General features: G+C 40.1%; 21 protein-coding genes and 1 pseudogene. 8 read left to right on the forward strand and 14 right to left on the reverse strand.

Features of this window, described 5'->3' with window-relative positions; translation table 11 throughout:
• Positions 1-100: 100 nt before the first annotated feature.
• The 8 genes from V7K25_RS12705 to V7K25_RS12740 form a co-directional block, all read right to left on the reverse strand.
• Complete coding sequence (locus V7K25_RS12705; RefSeq protein ID WP_335158398.1) at positions 101-343, reverse strand: hypothetical protein; 243 nt, start codon at positions 341-343, stop codon at positions 101-103.
• 56 nt (positions 344-399) lie between these two features.
• Positions 400-801, reverse strand: coding sequence for a type II toxin-antitoxin system VapC family toxin (locus V7K25_RS12710; protein WP_335158400.1), 402 nt, complete (start codon positions 799-801; stop codon positions 400-402).
• Complete coding sequence (locus V7K25_RS12715) at positions 798-1,157, reverse strand: CopG family transcriptional regulator (RefSeq protein WP_335158402.1); 360 nt, start codon at positions 1,155-1,157, stop codon at positions 798-800. Before V7K25_RS12715 ends, V7K25_RS12710 begins: the two co-directional genes overlap by 4 nt.
• Positions 1,158-1,279: 122 nt before the next feature.
• Entirely contained in the window at positions 1,280-1,498 is a 219-nt protein-coding gene (locus V7K25_RS12720; RefSeq protein WP_335158404.1) for a type II toxin-antitoxin system HicA family toxin, read from the reverse strand.
• Positions 1,499-1,717: a type II toxin-antitoxin system HicB family antitoxin gene (locus V7K25_RS12725; RefSeq protein WP_335158406.1), complete on the reverse strand. Its 219-nt coding sequence runs from the start codon at positions 1,715-1,717 to the stop codon at positions 1,499-1,501.
• A 170-nt stretch (positions 1,718-1,887) separates the two neighbouring features.
• The gene (locus V7K25_RS12730) at positions 1,888-2,241 is read right to left on the reverse strand and encodes a hypothetical protein (protein ID WP_335158408.1); all 354 of its coding nucleotides are present in this window, start codon (positions 2,239-2,241) and stop codon (positions 1,888-1,890) included.
• 82 nt (positions 2,242-2,323) lie between these two features.
• Positions 2,324-2,539 carry a hypothetical protein gene (locus tag V7K25_RS12735; protein ID WP_335158410.1) on the reverse strand — a complete coding sequence of 72 codons (216 nt, stop codon included), beginning with the start codon at positions 2,537-2,539 and terminating at the stop codon, positions 2,324-2,326.
• 390 nt (positions 2,540-2,929) lie between these two features.
• On the reverse strand, positions 2,930-5,143 hold the full coding sequence (locus V7K25_RS12740; protein WP_335158412.1) for a phosphoketolase: 2,214 nt from the start codon (positions 5,141-5,143) through the stop codon (positions 2,930-2,932).
• Positions 5,144-5,435: 292 nt separating this feature from the next.
• On the opposite strand from V7K25_RS12740, the gene V7K25_RS12745 reads away from it, so the two are divergent.
• The 7 genes from V7K25_RS12745 (at position 5,436) to V7K25_RS12775 (ending at position 13,720) form a co-directional block, all read left to right on the forward strand.
• Positions 5,436-5,666 (forward strand): hypothetical protein, encoded by a 231-nt coding sequence (locus V7K25_RS12745; RefSeq protein ID WP_335158414.1) that lies wholly within the window; start codon positions 5,436-5,438, stop codon positions 5,664-5,666.
• A gap of 490 nt (positions 5,667-6,156) precedes the next feature.
• On the forward strand, positions 6,157-7,533 hold the full coding sequence (locus V7K25_RS12750) for a cytochrome P450 (protein WP_335158416.1): 1,377 nt from the start codon (positions 6,157-6,159) through the stop codon (positions 7,531-7,533).
• A gap of 101 nt (positions 7,534-7,634) precedes the next feature.
• Entirely contained in the window at positions 7,635-8,390 is a 756-nt protein-coding gene (locus V7K25_RS12755; protein ID WP_335158418.1) for an LmeA family phospholipid-binding protein, read from the forward strand.
• Between the two features lie 103 nt (positions 8,391-8,493).
• A complete protein-coding gene (crtO, locus tag V7K25_RS12760; protein ID WP_335158420.1) occupies positions 8,494-10,188 on the forward strand; it encodes a beta-carotene ketolase CrtO in 1,695 nt (564 codons plus the stop codon).
• Positions 10,189-10,681: 493 nt separating this feature from the next.
• A complete protein-coding gene (locus V7K25_RS12765) occupies positions 10,682-11,425 on the forward strand; it encodes a tetratricopeptide repeat protein (protein ID WP_335158587.1) in 744 nt (247 codons plus the stop codon).
• Positions 11,426-11,587: 162 nt separating this feature from the next.
• Entirely contained in the window at positions 11,588-12,757 is a 1,170-nt protein-coding gene (locus tag V7K25_RS12770; RefSeq protein WP_335158422.1) for a tetratricopeptide repeat protein, read from the forward strand.
• A gap of 78 nt (positions 12,758-12,835) precedes the next feature.
• Positions 12,836-13,720 (forward strand): SDR family oxidoreductase, encoded by an 885-nt coding sequence (locus V7K25_RS12775; protein WP_335158424.1) that lies wholly within the window; start codon positions 12,836-12,838, stop codon positions 13,718-13,720.
• 45 nt (positions 13,721-13,765) lie between these two features.
• On the opposite strand, the gene gcvP is transcribed toward V7K25_RS12775, so the two are convergent.
• The 3 genes from gcvP to gcvT all read right to left on the reverse strand — a co-directional run bounded on the left by gcvP (position 13,766) and on the right by gcvT (position 18,580).
• Positions 13,766-16,744 (reverse strand): aminomethyl-transferring glycine dehydrogenase, encoded by a 2,979-nt coding sequence (gene gcvP / locus V7K25_RS12780; RefSeq protein WP_335158426.1) that lies wholly within the window; start codon positions 16,742-16,744, stop codon positions 13,766-13,768.
• A 184-nt stretch (positions 16,745-16,928) separates the two neighbouring features.
• Entirely contained in the window at positions 16,929-17,318 is a 390-nt protein-coding gene (gene gcvH, locus V7K25_RS12785; protein ID WP_100899443.1) for a glycine cleavage system protein GcvH, read from the reverse strand.
• A 125-nt stretch (positions 17,319-17,443) separates the two neighbouring features.
• Entirely contained in the window at positions 17,444-18,580 is a 1,137-nt protein-coding gene (gene gcvT, locus V7K25_RS12790) for a glycine cleavage system aminomethyltransferase GcvT (protein WP_335158589.1), read from the reverse strand.
• 238 nt (positions 18,581-18,818) lie between these two features.
• Here gcvT and V7K25_RS12795 point away from each other — a divergent pair, with 238 nt between their 5' ends.
• Positions 18,819-19,316, forward strand: a complete 498-nt coding sequence (locus V7K25_RS12795; RefSeq protein WP_335158429.1) for a pentapeptide repeat-containing protein — start codon at positions 18,819-18,821, stop codon at positions 19,314-19,316.
• A gap of 89 nt (positions 19,317-19,405) precedes the next feature.
• Here V7K25_RS12795 and V7K25_RS12800 read toward each other — a convergent pair whose 3' ends face one another.
• The 3 genes and pseudogenes from V7K25_RS12800 to V7K25_RS12810 all read right to left on the reverse strand — a co-directional run bounded on the left by V7K25_RS12800 (position 19,406) and on the right by V7K25_RS12810 (position 22,253).
• Positions 19,406-21,298: a tetratricopeptide repeat protein gene (locus tag V7K25_RS12800; protein WP_335158431.1), complete on the reverse strand. Its 1,893-nt coding sequence runs from the start codon at positions 21,296-21,298 to the stop codon at positions 19,406-19,408.
• 228 nt (positions 21,299-21,526) lie between these two features.
• Positions 21,527-22,009 carry a DUF3368 domain-containing protein gene (locus tag V7K25_RS12805; protein ID WP_335158433.1) on the reverse strand — a complete coding sequence of 161 codons (483 nt, stop codon included), beginning with the start codon at positions 22,007-22,009 and terminating at the stop codon, positions 21,527-21,529.
• Positions 21,984-22,253 (reverse strand): annotated as a pseudogene (locus V7K25_RS12810) (UPF0175 family protein). The gene V7K25_RS12805 and the pseudogene V7K25_RS12810 overlap by 26 nt, the downstream one beginning before the upstream one ends.
• Positions 22,254-22,378: the final 125 nt, after the last annotated feature.

A 22,378-nucleotide genomic window follows, 5' to 3' on the forward strand; every position in this document is an offset into this window, starting at 1 on the left:
AGAAATAATTTCCAAAAATTCCAAGTTTGTGAATATCATCTCTCTTTTCTCTGTGTACTCTGCGTCTCTGTGGTTGATTAAAAATTGTAGTCAGAGTAAGTTACCCATGAATATGAAGAAATAGGGAATAACCACTGACAGCAAAAATAAAAAGGATAGCGGCAGGAAAAATTACTACATCCCTGACAATAAATAAAATCCAATCTTTTCTTAGTTCTTGTTTAAACTTGAGTTCTCGCAATTTTGGCTCAAGTTCTACATCTTCTTGTGACTGCAAATTCTCAGGTGAGATAGTCAATGGATTTTCGGCTTTGTTGGCAATTATTTTTGATAAATCTGTCATGGTGTTTAGATAGCAATAATTTCACAGTGTTAATATGCTTATGTTTTGCTAAGTTTTTAAGGCAGAGTCCAGTTTTCCAGTTTTAATTCATTGATGCGTTCGTAGTGACGAGTATTGTTTGTTACTAAAGTATAGTTTTCTGCAAGTGTAACACTAGCAATTAGTAAATCAAATTCAGCAATTGTTTGCCCTATTTTAGGGAGTTCTGTTTTTAATTCACCATACTTTCTGAGAGCAGGATCAGTTAAAGGTACGACGGGTAAGTTTTGAATAAAGTCTTCTGCACGAGTTAAATTTTCCACTACTCGTTGAGAATTATAAGCACCAAAATATAACTCAGCAACTGTGATGCTACAAATATAAATTTGCTCCCATCCTATTTCTCTAACTTTATTTATGACTGAATTAATATCTTTAATCCAATAAATGCAAGTATCGGTATCAAGTAAATAAGTCATAGACTAATGTCATTGTTAGAAATAGTCCGGCTATCATAAATGTCTTTGACTATTTCCTCAGCAGTACGTTCATCTTCCCAAGGGCCAAGCCTTTGCATAAATGTGTCTAGTGGATGCGGTTTTGGCTGCTGTTCAGATGAGACAATTATTTCATTCACTATCAATTGATTTGCTTCTGGGACTCCTAATTTTTTGGTTTCCTCTTTAGCTATAACCATAATTTGCATCAATCTTATAGCCTGACGCAGAACATCACTTTTACTTGTGCCTATTTTATTTGCTAGTTCGTCTAGTATCTGATTTAGTTCAGGTGACAAATCTAAGTTTAAGCGAACCATATTTTGAATGTTAGTCATGGTTCCATCCTTGTGTAAAATATTAAGTATATTATAATTGGCTGAGGCTGTAAAATTAACAGCGATGATTCAAGAATTTCATAGGGTTATTCTAACTAATATAATGATGCTTATATCTGAGTTCATTTGTTTTCGATAAATTCATCAACTGTAATTCCTGCCTGTCGAATCAAACTTCTAAGTAACCCAGGTGCTAATTCCCGATGATTGGGAATTGATAAAGTTGGTTTTGATTCACACCAAAGTATTATATGGCTTCCTGTTTGGTGATCTAATATATAACCAAAATTTTCAAAAATCTTTACAGCTTCCTTACCAGAGATATTTGATAAACGTCCCATTTATACTACAACTTCCCCGATAAATACTTGCGATTCTTTAGCAATATAAGGTTTGCCATGTTTAGCTTGAACGTGGAGATATCCCGTAATGGCATCTTTAATATTTTCAATTGCCTCATCTAGTGTTTTGCCTTGACTCACACAGCCTGGAAGTTCAGGAACTTCAGCAACATAACCTGCATATTCTGAATCAAGCGTAAAAATTACTTGAAATTTCATAATAAATTAATCTTGGATAGTTGAGGTCTAGAATAAATATAACGCTCAAATCCTAAGTTTGTTACTTCATCCTATTGGTAGAAGAGAAAGTGTGGGATCGCGGCTAATAATCTAATTTAGAATGGCATACAGCCAAATAATATTTTAAAATTTAAAATATCTGCAAATATTTATACAAAAACTTTTACTGGATGATTCATCCGTGTTATTTTATCTGGTAAATGCTCATGTTTTGACTTCTGCATCTCTTCTTTAAAAGTTTTCTGAACGATTTTGACGATTAAAGCTTCCAAATCTGCGACTGTCAAACTACTTAGAAGCTGATCTGATGAAGCTTGGAAGTTTTGCATAGAAAATATTTCTGCATCCTGCTGTATTAGTGTGACTGTTGGTTTTTTCTCTACTTCAGAGTAATTTAATGATTCATTCGTAATCATATCTTTAGTTATTCTGGGATTTTTTTTATTCCAATTTGACACAATTTCAAAATAACCTGCGGCATCTTCTAAACAATACTCAAACATATTTAATAAAATATCTATCCAAAAACCCAGCTTTATGTACTAACCCAATCGCACCTTTCCTCAACCCTCCACAGGCAATCCATTAAACGCCATATTTTCCATAAAATGTATCGCACTTTGTCCTGGCTTGTAAATAAATCAAGTTTTGAACTCGTAAACCAGCTTTTGCGACTCCAAAACGAGCTTTTGCGACTTCAAAACCAGCTTTTGCGACTTCAAAACCAGCTTTTGCGACTTCAAAACCAGCTTTTGCGACTCCAAAACGAGCTTTTGCGACACCAAAACCAGCTTTTGTCAAAGAATTTCAGCAAATCTACTCAGATTTTTCCTGCTTGCTAAGTTCTCTTCAATAAAAAAACGCAAATATACGCATTCCGACGCAATTTCAGCGTTTCTATACGTATAAATGCGATAAAAGTAGAAACAATTCCAGCTTTATAGCGCTTCTCGGTTGAGTCCAATACAGACCTAACCCCCAGCCCCTTCCCTACATTCGCGCAGCGTCTCGAAGAGAGGGAAGGGGAGCAAGCTTCAAAGCCTCTCTAAGGAGAGAGGAATGGAAGTGAGGTCAGAGTGTATTGTATCCACGCGAGAACCGCTATATTTAATGGGCGTTGCTGAATCTAGGGATGAATATCTCACGCAAAGGAAAATTCAATAAAATCATCCCGCATTTATGCAACATCATTTAATGGACTAACGCGATCGCCCTCTTCGTCAACGCTTCAGCAGTCAATCCATTAAACGCCATCAACTCGCCAGCACTGGCTGTAGTTTCGCCACGCTTCCATGCAAAAGTATCGCGTTTACAATTACTCCGTAACAAAATTGGTTCTAGCATCCCCGCAGCACCACCTGTAACAGCAATTAAGGCATCACCATCAAATAATTCGGCAAATTTGGCATCATCTAAGAAACCGCCTTCAGGTTCAGAACAGGTATCCCATGCGGTATCATGGCTACGGTACAATTGCCGAGGATTGATGACAGAAATAATCTTCGCACCAATACCTTCAGTTTCTAAGAAAGCCGCAGCTTCAAATACTGGCATTAATGTTAAATCGCCAATCACAGCAAATACAACTTGTCTATCACCAGCGACTTCATGTAATAACACTGCACCATCGCGCAACCCTTGACGAGTTTGTTCTAAAGTTGTGCGAATTGGTAATGGCGTTTTACTTGCAGTAATCACAATTCCCTTATTCTTAGTTTTCAACGCCCAATCATAACAAGCTTGAATACTATTAGCATCAGGCGGAAATAATGGGAAAATATTTCCATTTCGCATCAATGAAGCAAAGTAAGCTTCAATTTCTGGACGTTGGTGAGTCCAACCGTTGCGCCCTTGCTCTAATGCGCCGGCTGTGAATAAAGTAATAGTCGAGGGAGTTTTACGGCGCAATTCTGCCATTGATTGGGTTACAGTTTGCCAAATTGGTAATCCGTTGATGGCAAAAGATTCGTAGGAACACCACAAAGTTCTCGCACCCATTAACGCTAAACCGGCAGCTAAACCGGCACAAGCATCTTCACTCAATGGTTCATAAACTTGTCCATTTGGTGCTTGAAAATATAAGTCGTCGGTTGTGGGGTGGATAATCTTTAATGCTTGGTTGATGTTAGCAATTCCTGATGCTTCATTACCATCGGCGTTGGTGACGAGAAAATCCCGATCTTTATTTCCAACTATTCCTACCAATCGTCCCATTGCGGTTGTGGAAACTTTGGCTTCACCTCCAACTGCATATTCTTCTAAAGGTAATTCGCCTAATTCTGGTAATGGAAATTCAAATTCTGTCACCACAGTTTTTGCTGCTGGGCCACCACCGGCGCGTTCGGCATTTGTTCTGACTAATTGCCAAGCTTCCGCAGACAAAGCACGGGTTTGCAATGCACTAATAATATGCGGCGCATCCAGCGTATCTTTAGGATAGAGGTTGTGAGATTTTGCCCCCCGCGCGTGGACTCCTGCACCTTTGAGTTGTTTAATAATGAAGACGGTAAGTTTACCACCCAACGCCGATCGCGCTGCTTTATCTACACCAGAAAGTACTGCTTGAGTAAATGCTAGGCGTTTCTCAAAGGAAAAGGCAGTACTATCAACGTAATCCCCTGGCTGGTTTTGATCGTCAAAATCTTTGGCATCAACTAACACCACTTCATCAAAGCCGTTACCTTGCCAATATGCTTGCATCTGTTCGTTGGTTTTCAGGGAAACCATGCTGTGATGTTCTTGGCTGTAACCGTTCCACACCAATATCGGTAAGAAGTTGGTGGCAGCAGGATAAGCTGTATGGAAATGTGCGATCGCACTTACAATATAAGGCTCACCCAATCCACCATCACCAACTGTAAAGGGGAACAACTTATCTTTGTGCAACAGTGCAGCAGCCATTGCAAAGTGTTGTCCTTGTCCTAATGGCCCCGCAGGTGCGAGAATACCGGGAATGAAACCAGAAAGATGTCCTAATAATCCGTGCTTTTCTCGGAAGCGATCGCGCAATTGTTGAACTGTAAAAATTCCCATGTCCTCTAGGGAACGATCCAAGAACATGGCACTATAAAATCCGGGGGCGTGGTGTCCAACTTCGGTAATAATGTTCTTGTATCCCAGCATGACAAGAGATGCGTAAGCTTCTGCTTGGCTGGCGAATCCGCCGGGATGCCCAGAAGCTTTACTTGCAGTAACTTGCAAAGTCAGGTAGCGGAGGGCATCGGCAGCAAGTAAAGTTTGATATACAGCTGCTTTGTCAGTGGGAGATGCGATCGCTACTTTGCCCGACTCTATAGCAGGTGTTGCACCATAAGTTTGAAAATCTGGTAAAGCTTCACCAAAATATTGAATTCCTTCAGAAAAATCGGGAAGCGCTGAAGATGCCTTTGGGGAGATTGCAGTCATGCTGAGTACCTTTTGACGATTAGATGAAACTGTAGATGCTCGTTGAATTTAACAAAAATTTTACATCTTGGAGGTTGTAACAGTTTATTGCTTTTTTGCAACGTTAGAATAAGTACTTTAAATGCTTACGCAACTAAAATTTCAATTCGTTTATAGCGCTTCTCGTTTACGTGAGGTACACCCGTAGGGGCACGGCAGTGCCGTGCCCCTACAGCCCGCGATATAATGTTTTACCGCATCTGAACGGGAATTGCTACAAGTAGCAAAAAAATATTATGTAGCAAAAAAATTTATGAAATTACCAAAGGGCCCTCAAACCCCAGCAGTTTTACAGATAGTGCGCTGGATCACCAATCCCATGTCATTTATGGAAGCTTGCGCCACAAGGTATGGCAAGATTTTTACTATCAGATTAGAGAAAGATTCTCCTCCCTTGGTGATTGTCAGCAACCCTCAAGCACTACAGCACATTTTGACAACCAATACCGTAGTAAGGACTTCAGTCCTTACTACAAACCTTTAATTATTTACGCCGTTTTACTTACCTGAAAATATCTGTGAACTTCCATCTATACATTTAGATAGATTTTCACTGCTTTGACATAATCCCCTATAGTCCTGATTAAAAGAGGACTATAGGGGATTTTAATATATTGCAACTGCAAAAAGAATGACTTTTGAGGCTGAACATGTATACCAATATAGGGCATTCTTACATCACCAAAAGACGTAATTTATCTGGTTATCTATCAAAAATATTTTTAGCTAGTTTTTTCCATCAATGCCTCGAAAGATTCAGCAAAAACATTATTATTATCATTGGAAAAGTTAATGGAGCTTATTTATTAAGAAAATTCTAATAGTGGTATTCTCCTCTAGTAAATTAACCTAAAAAAATTTTCAATATGACTCTAATTCCCTGCTTTTTAAAGAGGGTTATAGAGGATTAAGTCTTATCCTAAGCAGATGGAATTACTTGCAGCTTAGGAAATTATAAAAATATCAGAAAAACAATGAAAATAGTTGAGAATATAAGCACATCGGCATTGCTACAAACTCTGCAATTAATTGCTCAACCCACGAATTTTTTAGAAAATAATGCTGCCCAGTATGGTGATACTTTCACAGTAAAGGTAATGGGTTTAAAGTCGCCACCGATAGTATTTTTTAGCCATCCCCAAGCAATTAGTGATTGTTTTGCCATCCCTGCACAAAAGTTAGATTTTAAGAAAGCAACCCATGTATTTAAACCCTTATTTGGAGAGAATTCTATTGTATTTCAAGAGGCGCGATCGCACCAACAACAACGCCAGTTATTATTACCAGCATTTCATGGGGATAATTTAAAATTTTATGGACAAGCAATTTGCCAAATAACTGAAGAAGTTACACAAAATTGGATATCAGGAACAAATATTTGTATACACAACTCAATGTCAGATATCACTTTAAAAATTATCTTGCAAGTGGTATTTGGAATTACTCATGGTGCGCGTTACCAACAATTAAAAGAACAATTGAGTTCTTTATTAGAAGATGTAACTAAACCTTGGTATTCTAGCCTATTTTTCTTTCCTTTGCTGCAACAAGATTTAGGTGCATGGAGTCCTTGGGGAGTTTTCTTAAAAAGACGGGAGCAAATTGACAAACTCATCTATGCAGAAATTTCTGAAAGACGTTTGCAAAATACTGCTATGCGTACAGATATTCTCAGTATGTTAATGTCAGCGCGTGACGTAAATGGACAACAAATGACAGATGAAGAATTACGCGATCAACTAGTTTCATTATTGCTGTTGGGTTACGAAACTACATCTGGCGTATTAGCCTGGGTATTTTATTTAATTCACTCTCATCCAGATGTGAAACATCGGTTAATGCAAGAACTAAACACCTTGCATGATCTCACAAATCCTGAAGCAATTACACAACTACCTTATCTCACCGCCGTTTGTCAAGAAACACTGCGAATTCATCCTATTGCTTTAATTTGCACACCGCGAATGGTAAAAGATAAAGTAGAAATTATGGGGCATAAATTTACCTCAGACACAGTTTTAGTTCCTTGTATTTATTTAGCGCATCGCCGAAGTGAGGCTTACCCAGAACCAGAACAGTTTCGTCCCGAAAGATTCCTCAACCAAAAGTTTTCGCCTTATGAATATTTACCCTTTGGTGGGGGTTATCGTGGTTGCATTGGTGCGGCATTTTCTATGTATGAACTAAAATTAGTAACAGCCATAATATTATCCCATTTTGAACTAAGCCTTACTGATAAACGTCCAGTGCATCCAGTCCGTCGTGGTATTACAATTGTCCCTAGCGGCGGTGTAAAAATGGTTGTTACCACAAAAGCAAAACTAAAAAGACAAACAATACTTTCTACTTGATTACTCAATCCTCCAATTTGCATATACCGCAATATAGATCCCCTCGTTAGGATCTAGCCTTTACAGTAAATAGTAGAGGATATTTAGGAGATTATTAATTTATGCCTGATGAGCATCGGTTGGAAGAACAATTTCTATCCCAGGAAGCTGAAAGAAGAATATCTGAAAAGCTAGATGACGCAGAAAAAATTGAAATAGATGTACAAACCGATCTGTTGAAAATAGTTCAGGGACAGGCGGATGGAGTTTCAGTTACAGGACAAGGATTAATAATCCAAGAAGATATTCGCGTACAAGAAATAAAACTGCAAACAGAAAATATTAGCATCAATCCTTTAAGCGCTATTTTTGGTCAAATAGAACTCAATGAGCCAGTAAATGCTATTGCTCAGATTATACTCACAGAAGTAGATATGAACCGCGCCTTAGCATCAGACTTTGTTAGCAGCCAGATGCAAAGCTATGATTTGGATGTAGATGGTAGAATTGTGAGTTTTGAGGCACAAAAAATTGAAATATTTTTACCTGGTGATGGGAAAATAGAATGTAGGGGAAGAGTGCTGTTAAAGGAAAATGGAAATACTCGCCCTTTGGCTTACACTGCGATCGCCCGCCCACGGACTCATTCACAACCCGCAATGCTGGAGAGCTTTAACTGCACTGAGGGAGGGGGAATTTCCATAGAAGTAGTTACAGCTTTAATGCACAAAGCCAAAGAATTGATGAATGTACCATATTTTAAATGGGAAGATATGGTGTTTCATATTAAAGATATAAAAATAGAAACTGGTAGTTTAGTGCTTCTCGTAGAAACTCAAATGAGGCAAATACCATCATCAGAAATATCATCTCTTTAGTAGTATCGGCAGTAGTTAAAGATAATTTTGCTACTGAAGGATGATGTAAAAGCAGTAAAATGTTTTTACTATTTAGAAAGCTACTTATTTCTAAATTTCAACTATGCAAGAGTATGATGTTGTGCTAATTGGTGCTGGACACAATGGGTTAGTTTGTGCAGCTTATTTGCTGAAAGCTGGTTATAGCGTCCTGTTACTAGAAAAGCGTTCTGTTCCAGGCGGTGCAGCAACAACTGAAGAATGTTTACCACAAGAGGCTCCTGGATTTAAATTTAACTTATGTGCTATTGACCATGAATTTATTCACTTAGGGCCAGTAGTTGAAGAATTAGAACTAGAAAAATACGGCTTGCATTATTTGGAGTGCGATCCAGTTGTTTTCTGTCCTCATCCTGATGGAAAGTATTTCTTAGCACATAAGTCGCTAGAAAAAACTTGTGCAGAAATCGCTCGTTATAGTGAACGTGATGCTAAAAAATACGCAGAATTTGTAGATTATTGGCAACGAGCGATCGGTGCAATGGTTCCGATGTTTAATGCACCGCCAAAGTCAATTATAGATATCGTGGGCAACTACGATATCAAAAAATTAAAAGATTTATTTTCGATGATTGGTTCCCCAAACAAAACGCTGGACTTTATTCGCACCATGTTAACCAGCGCTGAGGATTTACTTAACGAGTGGTTTGATGAGGAATTTCTAAAAGCGCCATTAGCAAGACTTGCAGCAGAACTTGGTGCGCCGCCATCGCAAAAAACCCTTGCCATTGGTGCAATTATGATGGCGATGCGTCACAATCCTGGAATGGCCAGACCACGCGGCGGAACTGGCGCACTTGTTAAAGCTTTAGTGAATTTAGTCACAAGTAAAGGTGGCGTTATTCTCACAGATCAGCATGTTGAAAAAGTTCTAATTGATGATGGAAAAGCTGTTGGTGTACGAGTGGCTGGTAACACCGAATATCGGGCTAAATACGGCGTAATTTCTAATATTGATGCCAAGCGGTTATTTTTGCAAATGACTGATAAAAGCGATATCGATGGAGCCGATCCTAACTTATGGGAAAGATTAGAACGCCGCATCGTTAACAATAACGAAACTATCCTCAAGATAGACTTAGCTTTAGACGAACCACTGCGCTTTCCATATCATGCTCACAAAGACGAATATCTTGTTGGTTCTATCTTGATTGCCGATTCTGTGGCTCATGTGGAACAGGCTCATAGTAAATGTACTTTGGGAGAAATTCCTGATGCCGATCCATCAATGTATGTGGTCATGCCTAGCTACTTAGACCCTACATTAGCACCACCAGGTAAGCACACTGCATGGATTGAGTTTTTTGCCCCTTATCAAATTGCCGGTGCAGAAGGCACTGGTTTAAGAGGTACTGGTTGGACAGATGAATTGAAAAACAAAGTTGCAGATAGGGTGGTTGATAAGTTAGCAGATTATGCACCAAATGTCAAAAACGCAACTATCGCCCGTCGTGTAGAAAGTCCAGCAGAACTAGGAGAAAGATTAGGTGCGTATAAAGGGAATTATTACCATGTTGACATGACTTTAGATCAGATGGTATTTTTCCGTCCCTTGCCAGAAATAGCGAACTACAAAACGCCAATTGAGAATCTATTTTTAACTGGTGCAGGGACTCATCCAGGTGGTTCGATTTCGGGAATGCCAGGACGCAATTGTGCGCGTGTATTTTTGCAGGCAAAGCATCCAATTAGCCAAACTTTGAAGGATGCAAGAGATTCGATTAAGTCAACTGTCGAGTCAGTGTTTGGCATTAATTAGGTTTTATGTAAAGAGGCAAAGGCGCGAAGTAAGGCTTTGCCTCTTTGCGTTTTTACATCAGTTTCTTTGTCATATCATCCCCAACGAGCAGTTGAAACTTGTGTTTGACTTGGCTGAAAATGGTTTCAGATAGCGGTAAAACATGTTAGTGCTATTGCTTGATACTATGAAGCAAATAACAGCATTTTTTAGTAAAAAACTAATACGAGCGCACGCTTGTTAATTAACAACGATATCACCAATATGCGTGCGATCGCAAAATATAGAGCAACAAAAATAATTGTTTTTGAGTGAAATTGGCTACAAGCAATTGCTTTATGTGTATTTAGTATGATAATCTAACATACGTTTGATTTGAAGAAGCTTCTATGCATCCTCAAAAAAGTTATTTTTCAAAATATAAGGAAATTAATGGGTAAAAAGTAGTGTATTTTAATAAGGTTCAAAAAATGAACAATTTTTAACATCGTTTTATAATTTTTGTATGTACAGCATGGTTTTTCGGCGCTGCTTCATTGCATCTGGATTGATAGTTTTCTTCGCATTTGGCTGTAGTGGTGGGGCAAACTCATCGGCAGAAAATACTAACCAAGTTGTGCAAGAGAATAATGTAACCCAGCTTTTCATAGAAGCGAAGACTACCCAAAAAGTAGAAGATTTCTTTCATCAAGGGAATAATTTATTAGATGGACAACGTTACGAAGATGCAATAAAAGCTTATGATAAAGCGATCGCCATCAAAGTTGAAAGTCCTGAAGCTTGGATTAACCGTGGCATAGCCTTAACATCGTTGCAACGTTACCAAGACGCGATCGCATCCTACGACAAAGCGATCGCCATCCAACCCGACAAAGATGAAGCCTGGTATAATCGTGGCATAGCCTTAACATCGTTGCAACGCTACCAAGACGCGATCGCATCTTACGACAAAGCGATCGCCATTCAACCCGATAAATATGAAGCCTTAATTAACCGAGGCATTGCTCTGACAAAACTACACCGCTACCAAGATGCGATCGCATCTTATAATAAAGCGATCGCCATAAAGCCAGATTTGCACCAAGCGTATTACAACAAAGCTTGCTCTTATGCTTTACAAAGCAATCTCGAATTAGCAATTGAGAACCTAGATAAAGCAATCCAGTTTGTTCCTGATAAATACAAAAAATTAGCAAAAACTGACCCAGACTTTAGCAAAGTGCGTAGTGAAAAGCAGTTTCAGGAATTAGTGCAATAGTATTTTGTAATCATTACTGGACGTAAAATTAAAGCCCACTATATTACTGTGCATAACGTCTGCGGCAGCCATTTTTATCGTCCAGTGCAAAATTAAAATAAATTATTTTAAAATAAAAGACAAGTCAAGATTAGTTAAATCGTTAAATTATACAAATACGGTATGATACCTAAGTACTGGTATGCTGCCTTTGTTTTTGTTGTTTTATCTCTCGCCAGTTGTAATAACAAAAATTACCGAGATTTTTTAAATGAAGGCAATGATTACTTTTTCAAGCAAAAGTATGAACAAGCGATCGCATCTTATGATAAGGTGATCGCCATCAAACCTGACAAATATGATGCTTGGTATAATCGAGGTCTTGCCCTAAATGACTTGCAACGCTACAAAGAGGCGATCGCATCTTATGATAAAGTGATCGCCATCAAACCTGATGAATATAAAGCTTGGCATAATCGAGGTTTTGCCCTAAATGAGTTGCAACGCTACAGAGACGCGATCGCATCTTATGATAAAGCGATCGCCATCAAACCTGATGAATATCAAATTTGGTCTAACCGAGGTATTGCCTTAGATAGGTTGCAACGGTATTCTGAGGCGATTGCATCATTCGATAAAGCCATCGCTATTAAACCTGATGATCATGATGCTTGGAATGGCCGAGGTATTGCCTTAGATGAATTGCAACGGTATTCCGAAGCGATCGCATCATTCGATAAAGCCATCGCTATCAAACCTGACTCCTATGAAGTTTGGTATAACCGAGGTAGCATTTTAGAAAAGTTGCAACGTTATCCCGAGGCGATCGCATCATTCGATAAAGCCATCGCTATCAAACCTGACTCCTATGAAGTTTGGTATAACCGAGGTAGCATTTTAGTAAAGTTGCAACGTTATCCCGAGGCGATCGCATCTTATGATAAAGCGCTTGCCATCAAACCCAACTTAGATCAAGCTTGGAATAACCGAGGTGCTTCTTTACATAAATTGCAACGTTATTCGGAAGCGCTTACATCTTATGATAAAGCGATCGCTATCAAACCTGACGAATATGATGTTTGGTATAATCGAGGTGTTTCTTTACAGAAATTGCAACGGTATTCCGAGGCGATCGCGTCTTATAATAAAGCGATCGCTATTAAGCCGGATTTGCACCAAGCATATTACAACAAAGCTTGCTCTTATGCTTTACAAAGCAATCTCAAATTAGCAATTGAGAACCTAGATAAAGCAATCCAGTTTGTTCCTAATAAATACAAGAAATTAGCAAAAACTGACCCTGACTTTAGCAAAGTGCGTAGTGAAAAACAGTTTCAGGAATTACTAGAATAGGATTTTATAACTACCATTTAGTCTAGAATAGAAGCTTGCTATAACAAAGATTTTTTCTTGAGCGGTTTACGATTAGACATGAAAAAATTGTTAATCACCGGAGCAAGTGGTTTTTTAGGATGGCATCTTTGCCAGCTTGCAAAACAAGAATGGGAGATTTATGGCACTTATTTATCCCATCCTTTAGAGATTCCTGGCATTAAAATGCTAAAAGTGAACTTAACAGATTTTCAAGAATTGCAGCGTACCTTTAGTGAAATAAAACCTGTAGGAGTTATTCATACTGCTGCACAATCGCAACCAAATTTTTGTCAAACCCACCCTGAAGAATCGCACGCAATTAACGTTATAGCATCCTGCAATATTGCTGGACTTTGCGCGGATAATTCTATTCCTTGTGCTTTTACCTCAACCGATTTGGTCTTTGATGGTTTAAATGCTCCATATCGAGAAACAGATGTTGTGTGCCCTGTCAATCTTTACGGTGAGCAAAAAGTCATGGCGGAAGCAGGTATGTTAGAAAGATATCCCATGACAGCAGTGTGTCGGATGCCGTTAATGTTTGGTGCAGAAACACCCACAGCGAAAAGTTTTATTCAGCCATTTATTCAAACTTTACAAGCAGAAAAAGAACTAAATTTATTTATTGATGAATTTCGCACCCCAGTAAGTGGAACAACTGCCGCCAAAGGACTTTTATTAGCATTAGAAAAAGTTAACGGCATCATTCACTTAGGTGGAAAAGAGCGGATTTCACGTTATGATTTTGGAAAAATATTAGTTGAGGTATTTCAACTTCCCGCTACCAAGCTCAAATCCTGTCGTCAACAAGATGTGAAAATGGCAGCGCCTAGACCGACAGATGTTTCTTTGGATAGTTCCAAAGCATTTGCACTGGGGTATCAGCCTTTATCTTTACGAGAAGAATTAGAAGAGTTAGGAATTAAAACTCCTAACTCCTAACAGACGCGATTAATCGCGTCTCTACTCCTAACTCCTCACTTACTTTTAATAAGCATCCATTGGTAGACAAGAACAAACAAAATTCCTGTCGCCAAAAGCTGCATCAATGCGACCAACAGCCGGCCAGAATTTATACTCACGAGTCCAAGGTGCAGGATAAGCAGCTTGTTCACGAGAATAGGGATGATGCCATTCGCCGATGATAAGACTTTCAGCAGTATGGGGTGCGTTCTTCAAAACATTATCTTGAGCATCTACCTTACCTGATTCTATTTCGGCAATTTCTTGGCGAATAGAAATCAACGCATCGCAGAAACGATCTAACTCTTGTTTAGATTCACTTTCTGTAGGTTCCACCATGATTGTACCCCCTACAGGCCAGGAGACAGTCGGAGCATGGAAACCATAATCCATCAGACGCTTGGCAACATCATCAATTTCGATCGCAGCTGATTTTTTGAGCGATCGCAAATCTAAAATACATTCATGGGCAACTAGACCATTTTTCCCCTGATATAAAACGGGATAGTATGATTCCAGTCTCCTCGCGATGTAGTTAGCGTTGAGAATCGCCACCTTAGTAGCTTGGGTTAAACCATCTGCACCCATCATGGCGATGTACATCCAAGAAATCACCAAGATACTAGCACTACCCCAAGGCGCAGCAGCAACCGCACCAATATGTTGGGTACTGGGGATTAGAGATTGGGTATTGGGAATTTCTTCTTTCTTAGTCCCCAGTCCCCAGTCCCCAGTCCCTACCACAGGATGTCCAGGGAGAAAAGGCACAAGATGAGAAGCTACCCCAATTGGCCCCATACCAGGGCCACCACCACCATGAGGAATACAGAAGGTTTTATGTAAGTTTAAATGGCAGACATCCGCGCCAATATCTCCAGGACGGCAAATCCCTACTTGGGCATTCATATTTGCCCCATCCATGTAAACTTGTCCACCGTGACTGTGAACTACAGCGCAGATTTCCTGAATTGGCTCCTCAAAAACACCATGAGTTGAGGGATATGTCACCATTAAGGCAGCTAATTCATTGCTGTGTTTTTCTGCTTTAGCCTTCAGGTCATCAACGTCAATATTACCTTGTGAGTCACAGGCAACTGCCACCACTTTCATTCCACACATCACCGCACTGGCTGGATTTGTCCCATGTGCTGAAGTGGGAATCAAACAAACATTACGGTGTGCTTCACCCCGGCTTTCATGATACTGATGAATTACTAAAAGTCCTGCATACTCACCCTGAGAACCAGCATTTGGTTGTAGAGAAATTCCGGCAAAACCAGTAATTTCAGCTAACCATGCCTCAAGTTGCTCAAACAAGATTTGATAACCCTGTGTTTGCGACGCAGGTGCAAACGGGTGAATCTTGCCAAATTCCTCCCAAGTTACTGGAATCATCTCAGCAGTCGCATTCAACTTCATTGTGCATGACCCCAAGGGAATCATTGATGTTGTTAGCGACAAGTCCTTGCTTTCTAGCTTGTGCAGATAGCGCAACAACTCAGTTTCTGAGTGATAGCGGTTAAATACAGGATGGGTGAGATAAGTGCTTTGACGGCTAAATGGTTCACCGCTTAAACCTGATTGCTGAGTTATCCATTCCATCTCTTGGACATTCAAAACAAACCGTAGCTCATCTGTCCCTGCAAAAATCTGGCATATATCTCGCACATCATCCAATGTGGTAGTCTCGTCCAACGAGATACCAACAGTAGATGTATCAAAAATACGTAGATTAATTTGACGGGCTTCAGCAGCTTGTAAAATTTCTTGCAGAGGTTTAGTTCCTAACTCCACCTGTAGCGTATCAAAGAAAGGTTTAGAACTAATGCTGTAACCTAGTCGCTGCAACCACTCTGCCAAAATCAGAGTTAGGGAATGTATCTTCTGAGCTATTGTCTTAAGTCCATCTGGGCCATGATAAACAGCGTACATACTTGCCATTACTGCCAGCAGCACCTGTGCAGTACAAATATTACTAGTAGCTTTTTCACGGCGGATGTGCTGTTCGCGGGTTTGTAAGGCAAGACGTAATGCAGGCTTACCTTGAGCATCTTTTGATACTCCCACAATTCGCCCTGGAACCAACCGTTTATACTCTTCCTTCGTAGCAAAGTATGCCGCATGAGGCCCCCCAAACCCCAACGAAATACCAAAGCGCTGGGTGCTGCCCACAGCAATATCAGCGCCAAATTCCCCAGGAGGGGTAAGCAAAGTTAAACTTAAAGGATCTGCTGCTACCGTCACCAATGCACCCTTAGCATGGGCTTTTTCTATAAAAGCGCGGTAGTCGTAAATGGTGCCATCACTAGCGGGGTATTGTAGAACAGCCCCAAAAATTGGTTGATCAAAATCAAATGTTTGATGATCGCCAACAATAATCTTAATCCCTAATGGTTTAGCGCGTGTTTGCAACACGTCGATAGTTTGGGGATGGCAGTCACCAGAGACAAAATAGGCATTTGCCTGATTTTTACAAATACCATAGCTTAGGCTCATTGCCTCAGCTGCGGCTGTAGCTTCATCAAGTAACGACGCATTAGCGATTTCCAAACCTGTTAAGTCGATAATCAGGGTTTGGAAATTTAGCAGTGCTTCTAGTCGCCCTTGGGCAATTTCTGGCTGATAAGGAGTGTAGGCAGTATACCAACCGGGATTTTCTAGGATGTTACGCCCAATTACAGGTGGGGTAATACTGTCGTAATATCCCATACCGATGTATGAACGGAAAACCTGATTTTTGGCAGCAACTTTTTTTAATGATGTCAGTGCTGCATACTCACTTTCTGCTTCTGGTAACTTTAACGGTTGCTTGAGCCGAATTGCCTGCGGGACTGTTTGGTTGATTAGGGCATCCAGACTAGGAAACCCCAAAACCTTAAGCATTTGCTGGATATCGTCGGAGTTAGGGCCAATGTGTCTTGGCACAAAACTACTTAACTTTTGACTTTTTTCGTTCAGCACTTGCTGCTCATTAGACTTGAGAATAGGGGCATCTAATACCACAAATTACTCTCCAGATAGTACTATTTAATATTTTGCAATAAATACTCATGAGAAGTGGGTGTAACTTTTCAGTTCATCTAAATTTCATGAATTATCTTCGGGTGGAGTAGAAAGAGGCAGGGGGCAGGGAGCGGGGAGAATTGGGGAGAAGAATTTGCAGTTTTTCCCCCTGCCCCCTTACTCCCTACTCCCCTTCTACTTGTGCGCGATACTCATCTGCTGTCAAGGCATCCTCAACTTCATCAGGGTCATTGACGCGCACTTTCAAAAACCACCCTTCCCCGTAAGGGTCTTCTGACACGTCTTCAGGAGAATTAATTAAAGCTTCATTGCGTTCTATAACTGTGCCTGTCACTGGTGAATTCAGTTCTTCAACGGCTTTCACTGATTCAATTGTGCCAAAGTTTTCTCCCCTAGTAAGAGCGTCACCAATTTCTGGCAGTTCTAAAAAGACGATATCACCCAATTCATGTACAGCAAATTCAGTAATACCAATGGTGGCAATTTCACCATCTATTCGCACGTATTCATGAGAATCTAGGTATCTGAAATCTTGAGGATATTCAAAAGACATATCACTTCCTCTCCCTTATCAAAAAAATTATTGTCCCAACAGTTATCAAAGTCATATCTGGTAATGAACCTTACTGTAGATTGACTAACTCACAACACATTATTCCTCAAAAACCTCGACGCTTATCAGTTGGCGACACGATTTTTTGACCGATAAAATGGACGTTTAACTACAACTCCTGGGTAAGCTTTGCCGCGAATTTCGACTTCTAGCTGTTGACCGATGGTTGCTAATTGAGTAGGAACGTAAGCTAAGGCAATGGGATAACCAAGTGTAGGCGACAGAGTGCCACTGGTAACTTCTCCCACAACTTTACCTACTGATAACACTTGATAGCCGTGACGGGCAATGTTGCGTCCTTGGGTTTGCAAACCCACCAATCGGCGCTGCACTCCACTAGCTTTTTGCTGTGCTAAAATTTCCCGACCAATAAATTCGCCTTTGGTATCTAAGTGAACTAGCCACCCCAAACCTGCTTCTAAAGGTGTGGTGGTGTTATCAATATCTTGTCCGTAAAGTGCCATCGCCGCTTCTAGCCGCAGAGTGTCTCTCGCACCGAGTCCACAGGGGATAACACCAGCATGATGGAGATTTAACCACAATTCTACCCCCACATCCGGGTCTACCATCACCTCAAAGCCATCTTCCCCGGTGTAACCTGTACGGGCAAGGAAAGCAGGTTTACCTAATAGGGTTGCTTCTAAATGTCCGAAGGCTTTGATTGGTTGTAAGTCTTCTTGCACTAAGGGTTGGAGGTATTTAATCGCTTTTGTCCCTTGCACGGCAATTAAGGCTTTATCTGGTGAAAGGTCTTGGAATTGCACTTTATCTAAGTCAAGGTGTTGCAATAGCCATGCTTTATCTTTAGCAGAGGTTGCTGCATTGACGATGATGAATGCCTTCTGTACACCAATGGTGTCTTCACCTTGGTAATAAACAATGATATCATCAATAATTCCGGCTTGGGGATTTAACAATACGGTGTATTGTGCTTGACCGGATTGCAAACGACTCAAGTCTGAAGGCACTAGAGGCTGGAGTTGGGAAATGAGGTTTTTACCTTGGAGGGTAAATTTGCCCATGTGAGAAATATCGAACATTCCGGCTGTATTTCTTACAGCCTCGTGTTCGCGGCTAATGCCACTAAATTGCACGGGCATTTCCCAACCGCCAAAGCTGGTAAAGCGTGCTTTAAGTTCTACACCCACTTGATATAAAGGGGTTCGCGCCAGAGATTGGGCGTTGTCTTCTTGATTAGCCACAGGTAATTTTGCGTAGATGCGGAGCAACTTGCCATTAGGCATCGCACCTCAACATCTATAATCCTACGAGATGCTTTCTGGTTTGACAGTCTGATGTATTGAATTTGGGAATGGGGCATTCATTACTATTTCTCCCCCATCTCCTTCATTCCCCACTCCCCACTCCCCACTCCCTTGTCCCCTTTCATAAGCTTTAATAGTTAATGGTGCAAGTGTTGAGATTTATTAAGAAGACATTATGAAATATTGGCGACTGTTAGCTAGCTTTGTCTTAGCAATGGTTCTTTTTTGGTTTCCCCTATCAGCGCAAGCTGCAAGTTCTTCCAGTATTACCCGTTCTGTGGGTAATGATGAACTCAAGGGCAAGGATTACTCTGGTCAAAGTTTAGTTAGTACTGAGTTTACCAATCTCAAATTAGAGAATGCCAATTTTAGCAGTGCTGACTTACGTGGTGTCGTGTTTAACGGTACTCTGCTGGAGGGAGTAAATCTGCATGGTGCTGATTTTAGTGAAGGCATAGCCTATCTAACAAAATTTAAAGATGCTGATTTAAGTGATGCTGTATTGACTGATGCAATGATGCTGCGTTCTATTTTTGATGATGTAAATGTCACAGGTGCTGATTTTACGAATGCAATTTTAGATGGGACGCAAGTGAAAAAACTTTGTGTTAAGGCAAGTGGTGTTAATTCTAAAACTGGTGTAGATACTCGCCAGTCTTTAGGATGTAAGTAGAATCTATCCCCCTCTTCTTCGCTGGTGTAGAGGGGGATAGATTTGAACTAATTACGAATTACGAATTGATGAGTTAGGCGCAGCGATCGCTAGTGATATGCTTCTCTTAAAAAGCTGGCATAATTTGCCCGAATCGTCATAGTAGTCGGATGACTTACACCTAAAGTTTGTTCACAAATTTTCAAAGCTTGCTCAAATAAGGGTTTGGCTTTCCTGTAGCGTCTTGTATTACGGTAGAGTGCTGCAAGATTGTTCAGACTAATGGCGACATCAGGATGATTATCTCCCAGCAAGCGCTTACTAACTTCTAAAGCTTGTTGATACAAGGGTTCGGCTTTGGTGTGGCGTTCTGTAGATTCGTAGAGTTGTGCTAAATTATTCAGGCTAGTAGCGACATCAAGATGGTTCTCTCCCAGCAAGCGTTTTCTCAGTTCTAAAGCTTTTTTAAGCAAGGGTTCAGCTTTGCTGTAGCGTCCTGTGTAACAGTACAATGCTGCTAAATTGTTCAAGGTAGTAGCCACATGGGGATGTTCTTCTCCCACTAGGCGTTTCCACAATTTCAAAGCTTGCTGATACAAAGGTTCGGCTTGGTTATAGCGTCCTATGGATTCATAAAGTAATGCTAAATAGCTTAGGGTAGTGGCGACATCGGTATGTTCTTCTCCCAACAGGCGTTTTCTCAGTTTTAAAGCTTGTTGATACAGAGGTTCGGCTTCACTGTAACGTCCTGTAGAATCGTACAGTTGTGCTAAATTATTAAGGCTAGTGGCGACATCAAGATGGTTGTCTCCCAGCAGGTGTTTTCTCAGTTTTAAAGCTTGCTGATACAAAGGTTCAGCTTCGCTGTAACGTCCTGTAGATTTGTAAAATCCTGCTAAATTGTTCAAACTAGCGGCGACATCGGTATGTTCTAAACCATGACGATTTTGAGTCAGTTCTACACACTGTTGCAACCAAGATTCTGCTTGCTGATAAAGTCCTTGACCTTGATAAAACCAAGACAATTTGGTAAAAAGAGTGATTAGATTTTCATCGCCTACATACTGAGATAGGTGGGTTGCAACTTGTATAATGTGCGGGATATGTGGAGTGAGGTTGAGAATATCTTCATGGTTAGGCTGTTGCGGAATTAGCTTTGCTACTTCTAACATCATTCCTGCAAAGTTAGTTTTTGCTTCATCCGCCTCATTTGACTTATCCAACTTCATTTGAAAAAGTTGCCGAATCAGGGGATTGAGATGATAAATTCCTTTACTTTTCTGTTGTAGCAAATGCAATTCTAGCAAATCGGCTATGGCTTTTTGCCAAAGTTCTTGTTTTTTCTTATCTTCTATCGTCTCAAGAGATAAGGGAATGTCAGCTAAGGCACACAAACTTAGCAAACAGCCAAAGCTTTGTGCATTTTCATCCAACTGTTCCCAACTTAATTCAAAAACTTCAGCTACACCGTATTCATAAGACATCAATGAGTTAGCATTGACTACTGATTCATGTTCCACTCGTTTTTTCTCTAGCCGCTTCAGCACTGTTTCCAGAGACAAATCTGGCATTTTATCCAGATATCGCCCTACTAACTCTAGCGCTAAAGGCAAATATCCTAAAAATTTACAAATTCTTCTCGCAACCCAAGGTTCTTGTTGCAGTCTTTCCCGAATCACCAGCGTTTTTAATAATTTCATCGCCGCCGATGGTTTGAGGACATTCAATTCGCTATTATATTTCGCCCTCAGGTAGGCTTGTAAGGTTTCTAGTTTGTCCCGATTGTTAGAAATAGCTAACTCAAGATAACTTTGAGCAAACTTTTCATATATCTCACCCATCCACTTTCTGAAAGCAGTAACATCAACGTTTAATTCGCTGATAAGTTTAGCTTCACTTTTACCTAAATTATCATTATTATAATACTTTATAAAAGCTGCTGTTTGCTCTAGAGATAAGCTATGAGTAGCAGCTTCTTTGGCTAGAAAATTAGCCCATTGCATAAACAGTTTATAATGTTTATCTTTAATTATACTTTGTCTTTATTTGGGAGAGAAATAACATTTGTATAGAAACAGTTAAAAGCAATGGCTTGCCGTTAGGGATTGCCATTTGAGCCTGTGAACCTCAAGTTTCAAGTTTGAGAATCGAACCGCAGAGGACGCAGAGGGCGCAAAGGAAGAGATAACAGGAAGCGATCGCCATTTAAGATTACAATTTGTAAGCGATCGCTATTCTCCTGCTTGTTGTTTGAGTAAATTGACCAAACTATCGGATAACCACAAACTAGCGTCACGTAAAGCTTCAATTCCAGGAGATATGCTTGGGATTATTCCACGTCTTTTTGCTAATATCAGCAAGCCTCCGGTTTCGATAGTAATAATACTTAAAGCTTGACCACAACGCCGTGCTGCTCTATCGTCAACAATAGCGGCACAGTCGGAATTTTTTAATGCCAAACTCAATACTTGTGATTCTACCTTTCCCAAATCCCAAGCTGCTACAACAGGAGTAATAGCATTAACTTCTACTATTTGTATCCAAGAAATATTGGGTAATTGTGTTGATGCGACATCATCTTTTGTTGTAACTTCTTCAAGAACACCGAATGGAACTAAAATTTCTGTGAATAATTGTGTAAGTACTTGTGCTTGCTGACTTTTCAAAAGAACAATCAAAGGTGAAGAGTTAATAATCACACGATGAATCGACATTTGCCAGTTCCTGGGCTAACTCTTGGGCAGTATATTGCATAAAATATACTTGGTAGCGTGATAAGGCATTAATAAATTCAGCACGAGTTAGCCCAGCAATTTCTCTTACTTTGGCTTGTGATATGTCGCCTAATTCATACCATTTCACTGCTGCGGCAATTCGCATTTATTGGATAAATTCTTCTGGATTTTTCCGAAGTGCTGAAAATACTGTTTCTGATAATTGAATTGGTACTGTTCGCATAAATTTATTCTCAGTTTATTAGAGAGCATTTCTCTTCTCAAAGGGCGCGAAGAAATAGTAAGAGAGAGCGATCGCTATTTGAAGTTAGAATTGATGGGCGATCGCTGCTAAAATTTAAACTACAA

This window comes from Nostoc sp. (assembly GCF_036919495.1).
GTDB lineage: Bacteria > Cyanobacteriota > Cyanobacteriia > Cyanobacteriales > Nostocaceae > Nostoc.